This is a genomic window from Bradyrhizobium sp. BWC-3-1 (assembly GCF_032917965.1).
GTDB lineage: Bacteria > Pseudomonadota > Alphaproteobacteria > Rhizobiales > Xanthobacteraceae > Bradyrhizobium > Bradyrhizobium canariense_D.
Genome location: NZ_CP136625.1, coordinates 6,238,904 through 6,252,175 on the forward strand (window position 1 = coordinate 6,238,904; position 13,272 = coordinate 6,252,175).

The 13,272-nt window shown below is 62.7% G+C and carries 11 protein-coding genes; 3 read left to right on the top strand and 8 right to left on the bottom strand.

Annotated elements, in window-relative coordinates; translation table 11 throughout:
• The first annotated feature begins 123 nt into the window (after nt 1-123).
• Both RX329_RS30230 and RX329_RS30235 read left to right on the top strand, forming a co-directional pair.
• Entirely contained in the window at nt 124-438 is a 315-nt protein-coding gene (locus tag RX329_RS30230) for a hypothetical protein (RefSeq protein ID WP_018456931.1), read from the top strand.
• Nucleotides 439-541: 103 nt separating this feature from the next.
• Nucleotides 542-2,512, top strand: coding sequence for an AI-2E family transporter (locus RX329_RS30235; RefSeq protein ID WP_410706078.1), 1,971 nt, complete (start codon nt 542-544; stop codon nt 2,510-2,512).
• 57 nt (nt 2,513-2,569) lie between these two features.
• On the opposite strand, the gene RX329_RS30240 is transcribed toward RX329_RS30235, so the two are convergent.
• Entirely contained in the window at nt 2,570-3,328 is a 759-nt protein-coding gene (locus RX329_RS30240) for a cupin domain-containing protein (RefSeq protein WP_018456933.1), read from the bottom strand.
• Between the two features lie 362 nt (nt 3,329-3,690).
• Nucleotides 3,691-4,182: a septal ring lytic transglycosylase RlpA family protein gene (locus tag RX329_RS30245; RefSeq protein WP_085352210.1), complete on the bottom strand. Its 492-nt coding sequence runs from the start codon at nt 4,180-4,182 to the stop codon at nt 3,691-3,693.
• Nucleotides 4,183-4,812: 630 nt separating this feature from the next.
• Between RX329_RS30245 and RX329_RS30250 the strand changes: the two genes are divergently transcribed.
• The gene (locus tag RX329_RS30250; RefSeq protein ID WP_317244748.1) at nt 4,813-6,150 is read left to right on the top strand and encodes an epoxide hydrolase family protein; all 1,338 of its coding nucleotides are present in this window, start codon (nt 4,813-4,815) and stop codon (nt 6,148-6,150) included.
• An 87-nt stretch (nt 6,151-6,237) separates the two neighbouring features.
• Here the strand turns inward: RX329_RS30250 and RX329_RS30255 are convergent, their stop codons facing one another.
• The 6 genes from RX329_RS30255 to RX329_RS30280 form a co-directional block, all read right to left on the bottom strand.
• Nucleotides 6,238-7,467, bottom strand: coding sequence for an acyl-CoA dehydrogenase family protein (locus tag RX329_RS30255; RefSeq protein WP_085362337.1), 1,230 nt, complete (start codon nt 7,465-7,467; stop codon nt 6,238-6,240).
• A 194-nt stretch (nt 7,468-7,661) separates the two neighbouring features.
• Nucleotides 7,662-8,870 (bottom strand): ABC transporter substrate-binding protein, encoded by a 1,209-nt coding sequence (locus tag RX329_RS30260; protein WP_018456938.1) that lies wholly within the window; start codon nt 8,868-8,870, stop codon nt 7,662-7,664.
• 179 nt (nt 8,871-9,049) lie between these two features.
• Nucleotides 9,050-10,573, bottom strand: a complete 1,524-nt coding sequence (locus RX329_RS30265) for an FAD-dependent oxidoreductase (RefSeq protein ID WP_317244749.1) — start codon at nt 10,571-10,573, stop codon at nt 9,050-9,052.
• Nucleotides 10,574-10,600: 27 nt separating this feature from the next.
• Nucleotides 10,601-11,227, bottom strand: a complete 627-nt coding sequence (folE, locus tag RX329_RS30270; RefSeq protein WP_018456940.1) for a GTP cyclohydrolase I FolE — start codon at nt 11,225-11,227, stop codon at nt 10,601-10,603.
• Between the two features lie 129 nt (nt 11,228-11,356).
• Nucleotides 11,357-12,247 carry an alpha/beta fold hydrolase gene (locus RX329_RS30275; RefSeq protein ID WP_085362336.1) on the bottom strand — a complete coding sequence of 297 codons (891 nt, stop codon included), beginning with the start codon at nt 12,245-12,247 and terminating at the stop codon, nt 11,357-11,359.
• Between the two features lie 12 nt (nt 12,248-12,259).
• Nucleotides 12,260-13,087: a metal-dependent phosphohydrolase gene (locus RX329_RS30280; RefSeq protein ID WP_026233269.1), complete on the bottom strand. Its 828-nt coding sequence runs from the start codon at nt 13,085-13,087 to the stop codon at nt 12,260-12,262.
• Between the last annotated feature and the right edge of the window lie 185 nt (nt 13,088-13,272).

Genomic DNA, 13,272 nt, shown 5'->3' on the forward strand with positions numbered 1-13,272 from the left:
TGTCTTTCGGGCAGGGAATGCCTGCGAACAGAATGGCGGCAGCTGACGATATCTGTTCAGCCATGGAACCATTGGGTTCCCAGTCTATTGCCTCACTGACACATCACATTTGGGAGAAACACGATGAAATTTTTCACAGCCGCTCTGGCGGCCGCAGCAAGTACCCTTCTCGTGACCGCCGCTGCTGCAGCCCCGCTGTCTCCCACCCTGTCTGTCGCTCCGGACAGCAACATTCAGAACGTGCGCATGGTCTGCAACGAAGACGGTCGTTGCTGGCGTGAGCGCGGCGAACGCCGTGTCATCATCCGCGAAGGGCGCGATTCCTACGGATATGCGCCTCGCGAGCGCTACATCGAGCGGCGCGGCTATGAAGAGCGCAGCGGCATCGGCTTCCGCGCTCCCGGCGTGAGCGTCGGGATCGGCACCGACCGCTACTGAGATACGAATCCTGTGAATGCAAAAGCCGCGGAGCAATCCGCGGCTTTTTTGAACTCACTTGACGTCAACAAACTCGCCGCTTTTCCCGGCCTAGCGAGGAGCTGTGATCAGGCAGCCATTCAAAGCACGAACACCGGAAGAATTGATTTCGCTATTGAGCGCCGTGGCGATGGCCATTCTCGCCGCGATCATTGTCATGGTGCTGTATTATGGTCGCGAGATCATCATCCCCATAGCGCTGGCCGTCTTGCTCAGCTTCGTGCTGGCGCCCCTGGTTCGACTGGTTCAGCGTCTGCGCATTCCACGCAGTTTGGCTGTGGTGAGCGTGGTCGTGATCGCCTTCGCATTCATATTTGCGATGGGCAGTCTCCTTGCTACCCAACTCACGCAGCTGGCTGGCGATTTGCCGCGATATCAGTCCACAATAAGCGAGAAGATCCAATCCTTCCGTGAGACCACCGCTGGTCGAGGCACGCTCGAGCGGGCTTCGAGCATGTTGAAGGACCTCAGCAAAGAACTCGACAAGCCCAAGGAGGCCGCGAATTCGTTGGGGACCATAGCAGCTCCGAAAGCGGCCGCGCCGAGGCCCGTTCCTGTGGAAGTGCTTCAGCCCGATCCCGGCGCGCTGGAGAGCTTGCAAACGCTGATTTCACCCTTGCTTCATCCGCTCGCAACGACCGGGATCATCGTCATATTCGTGATCTTCATTTTGCTTCAACGCGAGGATCTTCGTAATCGTCTGATCAGGCTGGCCGGTTCGGATGACCTGCAGCGCACCACGGCTGCCCTTGATGACGCGGCGAGCCGCCTCAGCCGGCTTTTCCTTATCCAGCTTCTCGTGAACGGCAGCTTCGGCATCGTCATCGGAATGGGTCTCTGGCTGATCGGCGTTCCAAGCGCGATCCTGTGGGGTATTCTGGCAGCAGTGCTGCGCTTCGTGCCCTACATCGGGGCGGTCATCGCCGCCGCCTTTCCTCTCGCTCTCGCGGTCGCGGTCGATCCAACCTGGACGATGCTGCTTTGGACGATCGCGCTGTTCGTGGTGGTGGAGCCCGTCGTCGGCCATGTGCTGGAGCCGATGGTCTATGGACACAGCACGGGACTGTCGCCGGTGGCCGTTGTGGCTTCTGCGACGTTCTGGACGGCGCTCTGGGGTCCGATCGGCCTCGTTCTGGCGACACCACTCACGGTGTGTCTCGTCGTACTGGGCCGCCATGTCGAGCGGCTGGAGTTCCTGGACGTCATGTTTGGAGACCGACCAGCACTCTCTCCGCCTGAGATATTCTATCAGCGGATGCTCGCCGGCGACCCGACAGAAGCATCTGCAAAAGCCGAGGAGTTCTTGAAGGAGCGATCTCTCAGCTCCTATTACGACGAAGTCGCCCTGCGAGGACTGCAACTGGCTCAAGCGGATGCCGAGCGCGGCGCTCTGGATCCCGACCGGCTGACCAAAATCAGGGATGCGGTCCAGGAATTTGCCAATAACATTTCGGAGCAGGATGAGCGTCCGCCGCCGAAGGTCGGCCCGACCACAGATGTCGAAGCTACATCTGCCATAGAGGGCGTGGCTGAGGACGCGCCTTATGAGAGTCTGCGGGTTCTGCGCAAGGAGGACTTGCCCACTGGATGGCAAGGCGAACATCCCGTCCTCTGTGTGGCCGGGCGAAATCCGATCGACGAAGCCGCTGCGATCATGCTGGCTCAACTGACCGGTGCGCATGGCTTGTCGGCACGAGTTGAAGCAGCGGAAGCGCTATCGACGGCGAATATCTTCCGGCTGGAGACCACCGGGGTCGCCATTGTCTGCCTCGTCTATATGGATGCAAGCAGCCCCGCCCACATGCGTTACTCGGTGCGACGCCTTCGCCGTAAATTGCCGAAGGCCACAATCATTCTGGGTTGCTGGATGAAGGACATCGACCCAGCGGCGCTGGAAAGCCTGCGGGAAGGTGCCAAGGCGGATCTGGCTGCTGCAACTCTGGGCGGGGCGCTTAAACTCTGCATAGAGGCGACGGGTGTGGACTCCCTTGGCACTGGAGCCGAAGGCCCGGCTTCGAAGATCACGGCCGCTTAGCAGTTTGTACGCTAGACATGGCTGCTTTCAGCCAACGAGGCGCCGCGTCTCCACGCGTCAGGCGCGCTTCCCGCCGATCGAAACAAACGCCATGAGGCAGGGTTCGGGCAATGGGTTGCGCCAGCGATGGCGCGTTCCGTTTTGCACGATGCAATCACCCTGACGCAAATGGACCTTCTGGCCGTCGTCCAATTCCAGCGTCATCTCGCCGCGAACCACGACTCCGTAGTCTATTGTATCCGATGTGTGCATCCCTGGAGCGCCGCGCTCAAAATGATCTCCCATGCCGGGGATCTTGTCCGACATTTCTCTAAGCCCACTCTCGAACGTGACGCCAGGCGGCGGCTTCCAACCTTCAGGACGCTTCGGCGGATACGAGATCAATCGAAAGATGGTCCCCGCAGGCCCCGGAAACGCCTTCGTTCCTGCCGACATCGGATCCGGCTCCAGGCCAGTCAGTCCTGGCACTCCCTCAGTCATATACAGTTCATAGAAAGTCAGTCCTGGATTGGCATCGATTTCCACCAGCTTTGGAGTCACCTCAAAAGACTTCAACACCGACTTGCCGGCTTCATCGCGGCCGGTCAGTGCACGCCTTGGAGGTGGCAAATCACTGGAGTCTTTTGCTTCGGCGGGGTTTGACATCTCCCCCAACGCGCTGCCGGCGGCGAAGACGGACAGCGCCTGCAGCAGGTGTCGCCGACCCCCGCCTTCGAACTGTTCGGACGAAGGCTCCACCTTGTCCGAAGGAGGCTCCGCACGATCCAGCGATTTGTTCTTGTGCTTTTGCCACAAGGGCCAAGGGAAGCTGCTCATCTGCGTTCTCCGCGGTTGCGTGCAATCGCACACCGCTCCAGTGGCACTGCCTCGCAATGACATCGATACTGGCGAACATGCGTGGGCGTAGAACGCTGATAAAAACCGTCGGAAAAAAGCAAGTTGATGAGACCGCCGGAGCAACGGCTGCCCGCCCCACTTGCCTTTCCATTCTTTCAATCTAGACGCGCAGATTTCACTCCGCTATTCGGCTTTGGTCGAGCATGGAGATATGTCGGTTTTCCCAAACATCCTACCACCGTCGCGCCGGTGGGCAACGCCTCGCCGACCGCATGGAGAGCCATCGAAGCGTTTCGCCTATTGTGGAAGGGCCGTGCTGCGCGACCTCCTGGTGCGACGGTTCAGCCAACCGGTCCGGGGGTCCAGTCGCCGCCGGCAAGCGGTCGGACTTTGACGTCAGGAATGACCCCGCGCTCCAGGCTCGGATCGAAATGGCGCATCGTCCGCTCGTTGAAGTCGATGATGCGGCCAGGCCTTAGCGGTCCCACGTCATTTATCCTGACGATGACCTTCTTGCCGACGGCCTCGACGAGGGCGTATTTCGGCTTCGCGCCAAACTGGACTCCACCGAATTTCTTGCGCAAGCTCGTCTTGATGGCGGCCGACCAGACCGAGGGGTCATAGCGCTCGCCGGAAGCCGTCTTCGGGCCGCCCTCCTCTTTGCCTGGTTTGAACGGATTGTACATGGATGCCGCGCCAACGATCGTTTCCCCGGAAGCGGCGTTGTCGACAGCGCTTGAGTGAACCCCACCAGCTTCACATCGCGCAATAGAAACGGAAACGGCAAGTGCAATCACGGCGCCGCAGATTGCGGCGCTCGATCGGAACCCCATTATATCTCCTGTGATTTTCGATTGTTCGGTTCCGATGCCGCAAATCGTTTTGCGGATCGAGCCAACCCTTGGCTCCGGAACCGTTTGTAGGAACCCCAACAGTTCCAGCACGTGTTTTACTTGTCGCCGTCTAAGACAGACATTGCGTCAACAGCATGACGACGAGTGCGGCAGTGAAATCGCGCGACGGCATGACTCTACGGCGCCACCAATCAGGCCAATCGATGCGCTCGCCTGCCTGACCGTGTTTTCATCCTTATCGGCGTTGGTTTTGGCAGAAGCGATCATTGCTGCGGCGGAGGCAGCCACCTAGCGTGAGAAGGCTTGCTTGCGCGATGTCGCAGAGAGAGAGAGTTTGCGATGTCCTTGCGCAGCGAGGCCCGCTGCTGAACGCGTTCCCGGACAACGAGCCGACGCACAGATCCGATCAGCTTGGCTACTCTATCCAAGGCAGCGGCATGGGACAGCAATGCTGAGCTTGTCTTCCCTCACCTTCAGCGGCCGCAAACGCTCACAGCATTTAACAACGGCTAACGAGCCGTTGGCCAGCTTTTAAGCCATGTTCGAGAGCCAGACGAAGGACTGCCCTGCTCCGCAGGCTCCGATCGCCTGAGGCCAGGAGGCAGTCCCATGCCGGTGCCATACAATTCCGAGAACACCATCGACAGAAGCCGGCGCGCGCTTTTGAGCACGGCAGCGGTTGGAATTGCGGCGGTGATTTCCACGAGCGTGTTTCCGCTGCGTGGAGCGGCGGCCGCGGGCGAAAGCACAATTCGCCCCTTCCACATTGCCGTGCCGGAGGAGGACTTGGTCGAGCTTCGGCGGCGCGTGTTGGCGACGCGATGGCCCGATCGCGAGACTGTTTCCGATCACTCCCAAGGTATCCCGCTGGCGAAGCTCCAGTCCCTCCTCAACTATTGGGGGACGGCCTACGACTGGCGAAAGATCGAAGCGAAGATGAATCGACTTCCGCAGTTCATGACCAACATCGACGGCATCGACATCCACTTCATTCATGTCCGCTCCAAACATCCCAATGCCCTGCCTGTCGTCATAACCCATGGCTGGCCGGGATCGGTATTCGAGCAGCTCAAGCTGATCGATCCACTCACCGATCCAACGGCCCATGCGGGCCGGCCCGAGGACGCGTTCGACGTCGTGATCCCCTCGATGCCCGGCTATGGCTTCTCCGGCAAGCCGGTCGATACCGGTTGGGGTCCCGACCACACAGCGCGCATCTGGGCGGAACTGATGAAGCGCCTGGGCTACACCCACTATGTCGCGCAGGGCGGCGACTGGGGCTCGCCGGTCTCGAGTGCGATGGCACGGCTGGCGCCGGCAGGCTTGCTCGGCATCCATATCAACTTGCCGGCGATCGTCCCGCCCGCTATCGCCGCGATCCTCGCGGCCGGCGGGCCTGCTCCGGCAGACCTCTCCGCCAAGGAACGCGCGGCGTTCGATGCATTCAGTGCGGCCGGCAAGATGGGCAACCGGTCCTACGCGCTGATGATGGGAACGAGGCCGCAAACGATCGGCTACGGCTTGACGGATTCTCCCGCGGGCCTGGCAGCCTGGATGCTCGGACATCCCGGCTTCTCGCATTGGAAGTTCGACGACACCGACTCCGAAAAATCCCGCGACGAGGTGCTGGACGACATCACGCTGTACTGGTTGACGAACAGCGCCACCTCCTCGGCGCGACTTTACTGGGAATATAGCGGGCGCAGTCCCGCCCTTGCAGGTCCGGAGAAGACTGCGGAGATCTCACTGCCGGTGGCCATCACGGCCTTCCCGGGCGAGAGCTATCAAGCCCCGGAGACGTGGGCCCGGCGCGCCTATCGCAACCTGACCTACTTCCACGAGGTCGACAAAGGCGGTCATTTTGCTGCCTGGGAGCAGCCTGCGCTTTTCTCCGCCGAGCTGCGCGCCGCATTCAGGCCCCTTCGGCCCGCACATCTGGTCCAGTGACGGTGGTCAAGGCGCCGCCGGCAAGGTGTTCATGCCGCCTTGCTTTGCGCGGGAAAGAAGAAATGGGGCCGTCAGTGATGGCGTTTGCTAGCCCATCACCCCGCCACGCTTGATCAGCTCCTTCCCCACCGCGGCCAGATGCACCTGATCCGGTCCGTCGCCGATGCGGATGAAGCGGGCGTAGACGTAAGCACGCGCCAGGAACGTGTCCTGCGAGACGCCGGCAGCGCCGTGGATCTGGATGGCGCGGTCGATAACGCGGGCGGCCATGCTGGGCACCACGATCTTGGCGGCCGCAATCAGGTCGCGCGCGATCTTGTTGCCCTCGCGGTCCATCCTGTCGGCGGCTTGCAGCGTCAAGAGCCGCGCCTGCGCGATCTCGCAGAATGAGTGCGCGATGTCCTCACGCACCGAGCCCTGTTCTGCGAGCGGCTTGCCAAAGGCCGTGCGGGAGACCGCGCGCTGACACATCAATTCGAGCGCGCGCTGGGCGCAGCCGATCAGCCGCATACAATGGTGGATACGGCCGGGGCCGAGCCTGCCTTGCGCGATCTCGAAGCCGCGGCCCTCGCCGAGCAGGATGTTCTCCGCGGGCACGCGAACGTTCTCGTAGACGATCTCGGGATGGCCGACCGGCGCGTCGTCATAGCCGTAGGTCAGCATGTCGCGGACGATGCGCACGCCAGGCGTCGCTCTCGGCACCAGGATCATGGATTGCTGGCGGTGGCGATCGGGATCGTCGGGCGCGGTCTTGCCCATCACGATCAGGATCTCGCAATCCTCGTTCATCGCGCCCGAGGTGAACCATTTGCGGCCGTTGATGACGTAGTCGCCGCCGTCGCGCCTGATCTCGCACTGGATGTTGGTGGCATCGCTGGAGGCAACCTGCGGCTCCGTCATCGAGAAGCCGGAGCGCATGCGCCCTTCCAGCAGTGGCTTCAGCCAGCGCTCCTGCTGCGCCGGCGTACCGTAATTGGCCAGCACCTCCATGTTGCCGACGTCGGGCGCCGAGCAATTGAACACCTCCGGCGCCCAGAGGATGCGGCCCATGATCTCCTTCACCGGCGCGTATTCGAGATTGGTCAAGCCAGTGTTGTTGGGATCCTGGCCGTGCTCGCCGGAGAGGAACAGATTCCAAAGCCCCTGCTCGCGCGCCAGCCGCTTCAGGTCCTGAAGGATCTGCGGCGTCCTGTAGCGTGTCGCTTCCGGCTTCACCTGCTCGTAGTAGAGCTCCTCGACCGGCTCGACATGCGTCCGCATGAACCGGCGGACCCGCTCCTGCAGCTCCAGCGAACGTTCGGAGTGTTGAAAATCCATGGGGTCCTCCTGTTCCCTTCTCCCCTTGTGGCAGAAGGTGGCGCGAAGCGCCGGATGAGGGGTTGTATCCGCGAGTTCAAATGTAGAGACGACTCGCGGAGAGATACCCCTCACCCGGCTCGCCGCTTCGCGGCGATCCACCCTCTCCCGCAAGGGGAGAGGGTGCACTGTCTATGCTGCCGCTCGCGTGCCCCTCACGTGCCGCGCAGCAGCTCGCTGGCGACGATCCAGTCGTTGCCGTTGAACTGGAGCATATAGCCGTCCTTGATCGGGCGGAAATCCTGCGGCGTGGTGTTGAGGGTGATGCCGGGCATCAGTAGCGATAGCGGCACGTTCTTCAAATTGGCCGCCTGCGCCATGATGTTCTCGCGCGTCAGATTGTCCTTGCACTGCTTCAGCAAGACCACCAATGCCTCGGCGACGGTGTAGCCGTAGAGACCCGCGACGTTGTTGACGTCGGCATTGGGCAGGCGCTTCTTCATGAAATCGATATAGGCCGTCATCGCCGGATCGTCCTTCGGCGCCTCGACGAACGGCTTGAGCGAGCCGAGCGAGAGCACGCCCTTGCCGGCATCGAGGCCGGCCGGGACCATCACGGTCGCCTTGTTGGCACAGCCCGAGGCGAGGAAGCGCGTCGCCTGCCAGCCGACCTCATGCGCTTTCCGAATCGCCTGGGCGCAGGCGCGCGGCGTCACCGAATAGATCATGAACACGTCGGCCTTGGTGTTGGCGAGCGTCAGCACCTGGGAATCGACGGTGGGGTCGGCGACCTCGAAGCTCGACGCCATCGCGATCGCCTTGTCGGCGTCGGCACCAAGCGCTTCCTTGACGCCGCGCAGATATTCCTTGCCGGCGTCGTCGTTCTGATAGAGCACCGCGAAGCGCGCGTTCGGGTTCTTGGCGCGGGCATAGGCGACGTCGATGGCGGCCTCGCTGGTGTAGTTCGGCGCCCATGGCAGTGCCATCGACCAGGGCATGTTGGCGGGATCGTTCCACTTCGAGGCCGAGCTGATCAGAAACAGCTGCGGCACCTTGTTGCTGTTGAGATATTTCGCGATCGCCGAGCTCGGCGCCGTGCCCATGGTCGCGAAGATGAAGGCGACGCCGTCGCCCTCGACCAGCCGCCGCGCCGCTTCCATGGTCTTCGGCGGCGAGAAGGCGTCGTCGAGCGACAGGAGATTGAGCTTGCGGCCGTTGATCCCGCCCTTCTCATTGACCTCGTCGAAATACGCCGAGATCACCCTGCCGGTGATACCGAGGGGCGAAGCGGGACCGCTATAGGGCATGGTGTTGCCGATCTTGATCTCGGTGTCGCTGATGCCGGGACCGTAGGATTTCTGCGCGGAGACAGGCGTGGACAGGCAGGCAGCCAAGGCTGCAGCCAGGACCAAAGCGGCTTTCATGGTTTCTCCCCGGTGATGATCGCCGCGCGACTCGGAAGGCGCGCGGCGTGCTGCTTTTTGCCAGCACGTCAGATCAGCGGAGTTCCGCAAGGCGGTCTTGCGTCGAGTTGCTGATCAGCCGGTGCACAGCCGCCCTCGCGGGCAGCACCATTGACGCAAATCGAGACCGGATGCGCGCCTCAGCCGCGTGTCCGCTCCATCTGCAGCTCGGCCTTGAGATTGTCGAGATCCCTATAAATTGAAGCAACCGCAAGAACGCGGTCGCCCTTGCTATACTTCAGCAGGCTGTCCTTGCCGGAAATGCTACCGTCGATCGCGATGTCGTCGAAGCTCTCGGCGTGGCCGACATAGTTGATCGGCACGTCATAGTGCTGCGACCAGAAGAACGGCACGGCCTCGAAGCGCTCGCGCTTGCCGAGCATGTTGCGCGCCGCGGTCTGGCCCTGCCGCTCCGCCACCACCCAATGCTCGACGCGGATGGTTTGCCGCGAATGCGGATCGGGCCAGCGCGCGATGTCGCCGGCCGCGAAAATGCCGGATACGCTGGTCTCCAGATATTCGCTCACGCTGACGCCCCGATCGGCCGCAAGCCCCGCCTGCTCGGCAAGCGCAAGGCGCGGCTTGACGCCGATGCCGACCACGACCAGGTCGGCCTCGATCACGCCGCCGCTCTTCAACGTGGCGCGCGTGCCGTCCAGCTTTTCCACGGTGTCCTCGAGATGGAAGTTGACGCCGTTCTCCTCATGCAGCGCGCGCACGAAGTCGCCCATCTCGGGACCGAGCACCTTCTGCATCGGCCGTTCGTCCGGCGCGACCACGTGCACCTCGATCTTGCGTGCCCGCAAAGAGGCCGCAACTTCGAGGCCGATGAAGCTGGCGCCAATCACCAGCGCCCGCTTGGCGCTGCCCGCCGCCTTGATGATGGCGCGGCTGTCGGCGACCGAGCGCAGGGTGTAGACATGGGGCTGGTCGGCACCCGGAATCTGCAATCGGACCGGCTCGGCGCCGGTCGCGAGTAGCAGCCGGTCGAACGGCAGCCTGTCGCCGTTGCCCAGCGTCACGCTGCGCGTCTTCGCCTCGATCGCGGTGACATTCGTGTTGAGCCTGAGATCGATGCCGGCGTCCTGATAATAGTCCTCGCCCCGCAGCGGCAGCCAATCCTCCGGCGCGTTGCCCGCGAGGTAATCCTTGGAAAGATTGGGCCGGTCGACCGGCATCGCGCTGTCATTGCTGAGCATGGTGATGGCGCCGGCAAAGCCCTCGCGACGGAGCGTCTCCGCCGCCGCGAAACCCGCCGCGCCGCCACCGATGATGACGAATTTTTCCGACGCTGGCGCTGTCCGGTGAGGTGCCGGAGGCTTCGGCATCTCGCGCTTGCGCTGGACGACGATCTTGTCCTGATCGCGCGAGACCTCCCACACCGCCAGCGCATTCAGCGCCGGCGGACGGGTCGCCTCGCCTGACCGCAAGGAGAAGCAGGCGTGATGCCAGGGACAGCGGATGGTGTCGCCAACCACCAGTCCTTCTGCGAGCGGACCGTGATAGTGGCTGCAGGCCGGCTCGATCGCGAAGATCTCGCTGCCGGCCTGCACCAGCAGGACGTCTTCCTCGCCGACATGGCCGAGCAATTTGCCGTCCTTGAATTCGGCGAGCGTCACGCCTCGGCTCAGGTCGGGCCCGCTTGGCTTCTTGTCTTCGGTCATGGCGTTGCCTCCTTGAGCCGTCGCGGATCAATCGTCCGAATTGGCCAGCCCCAGCAGTTCCTGGCGTGTCAACGCATTGTCGCGGAACACGCCGAGCATGCGGCTGGTGACGAGATCTGTCCCGGGCTTATGTGCGCCACGCGTGGTCATGCAGTGATGCGTCGCCTTGATGATGACCCCGACGCCTTCGGGCCTCAGCACGTCGTTGATCGTGTTGGCGATCTGCGCGGTCATCTTCTCCTGGATCTGAAGCCGCTTGGCGTAGATGTCGACGAGACGCGCGAGCTTGGAGATGCCGACGACGCGCCCTTGCGGGATATAAGCGACCCAGGCGCGGCCGACGATCGGTGCCATGTGGTGCTCGCAATGGCTTTCGAAGCGAACGCCGCGCAGGACGATCATCTCGTCATAGCCTTCGATCTCCTCAAAGGTCTTTTGCAGGATTTCGGTCGGATCCTGCGCATAGCCGGAGAAATACTCCTCGAAGGCGCGCGCGACCCGGTCCGGCGTATCGCGCAGACCGTCGCGCGCGGGATCGTCGCCGGCCCAGCGGATCATGGTCCGGATCGCCTGCTCGACCTCCGCCCTCTCAGGCCGCTCGCTCGGCGCCTGCGCGACCGCGACACGTTCCAGCCTGCGCGTTTGCGTCTTCATCGAAAACTCCCCTGCAACGAACCGCATACAGAAGGCGGCCCACAGCTTGGACGGCTGCGATCGGAAAAGGTTCCCAGGAAAAATTGGAAGCTGTGAGAGCGGCAAGACAGCGGGACGAGAAATCCGGCGCTATGAGGCCGCTTTCCGTACATCGAGCACGGCCTGGGCCCATTCGGCCGGCCGCTCCTGCGGTAAATTGTGGCCGGCCCCTGTAAAGACGCGCCGCTCGAAAAAGCCCACGAATTTGCCTGCGTGGTGAGCGGTGCCGGAATTGACGCCGTCGCTGTCACCGTCGATCGCGATGGTCGGTACCCGAACCGGGGGCTGGGCGGCGAGCTTCGCCTCGATCGCGGCATAGGCGGGATCGCCCGCGACCAGCGCGTAACGATGTCGATAGGAGTGGATCACGACATCGACGAAATCAGGATTTTCGAACGACATGGCGCTGGTCTCGAACGTCGCGTCGTCGAAGGCCCATCTCGGCGACCACATCGACCAGAGCTGGCGCGCAAAACCGCGCCGGTTGCGCTCCAGCGCGCGGCGGCCGCGTTCGTTGTGGAAGAGATATTGATACCAGAGCGCCGCCTCCTCCGGTGGCGAAGCCGGCTCCATCGAGCGCGCGATGTTCTGGATGTTGTAGGAATTGCCCGAGAGGAGGCCGATCACGCGCTCCGGATGCAGCACCGAGACCACGCAGGCTGCGCGCCCGCCCCAGTCGTAACCGCCGACGACCGCGCGCGCAATTCCAAGCGCATCCATGAAGGCCAGCAGATCGGCGCCCAGCGCCGCCTGCTCGCCGGAGCGCAACGTCGCAGCGGAGCGGAATCGCGTCGGCCCGTAGCCGCGCAGCCAGGGCACCAGCACCCGGGCGCCCGCTTGCGCCATGATCGGCGCGGTCTCGGCATAGGCGTTCACGTCGTAGGGAAAGCCGTGACCCATGATGCAGGGCCAGCCGTCCGGCGCGCCGTATTCGCGATAGGCGATGTCGAGAATATTGGTGGCGACCGTTTTTTGTTGCATTAGAAAGCGGAGCTATTTTTGCGGCCCGGACAACGTGATGTCACGCTCGGCGCGGAACACGTTGCTGTAGAGGTTGGCGATCCACTGCCGACCGATCTCGGTCTTGTTGAGGTAGCCGATCTCGGTCTGGATGTGCGGCGCGACGCTGTTCCAATAGAATTGCGGATAGCGGTTCACGATGTCGGCAGGCGAATCGTAGCCGAGCTGGCGGTTGATGCCGACTTCCTCGAACTCGTAGTAGAGCGCATTGGCCTTGCGCAGATAATTGGGGTCGCCGAGCTGGCCGATGAAGTCGGCCGCGCGCAGGATCGAGGCCTCGTCGTCATAGTCCTGGCCTTCCCGGGCCGGAAACCGGGTGCCCTCGATGGCGCGGGCGATGCGCTCCGGATCGAGCCCCGGAATGTGTCGCAGCCGCCGCGAGACATAAAGCTTGGAACGGTCGACATGATACATCATCAGGCTTGCATCCGAGGCGCCGCGCGGCAGTGACACCTTGGTGCCGGCTGCATCGATGACGAAGCCATCGGTGTCATCCTCCTCGAACAGGCCGCGCACATAGCCGATGTCATGGGCCAGGCAGGCGATCAGGACATGGACATAGTCTTCCGCCGACAGATGGGCGTGAAGATATCGGCCGCTGAGGATGGAGTGACCCGCCAGCGTCACCAGCATCGTATGCTCGATATTGTGATAGAGCGCGTCGCTATTGCCGATGCATTCCATCGCCGTGCGGGTTGCGCTCTCGACGATGCGCGCAGAGGGCTCGTCGAACCGGCGACGCATGAACGAGCCCAGCAATTTTTCAAGGGAGTCCGCCGCCAGTTTCGGTAACGTCATCATGGATGCAGCCCCGTCTGTCGGTGGTTTTCCACGCCAATTCCCGACGTCTCATTCTCGTCCTCGAGCAGGCGCCAGCATAGCCCATCTTGGCCGACTGGCCAAACCCGGGGGCGCAAACTCGGAAATATGTTGCGGTTTGTGCCCCGCGATATCGCGGTTGCGGTGCAGACCCGCCACACCCGGGA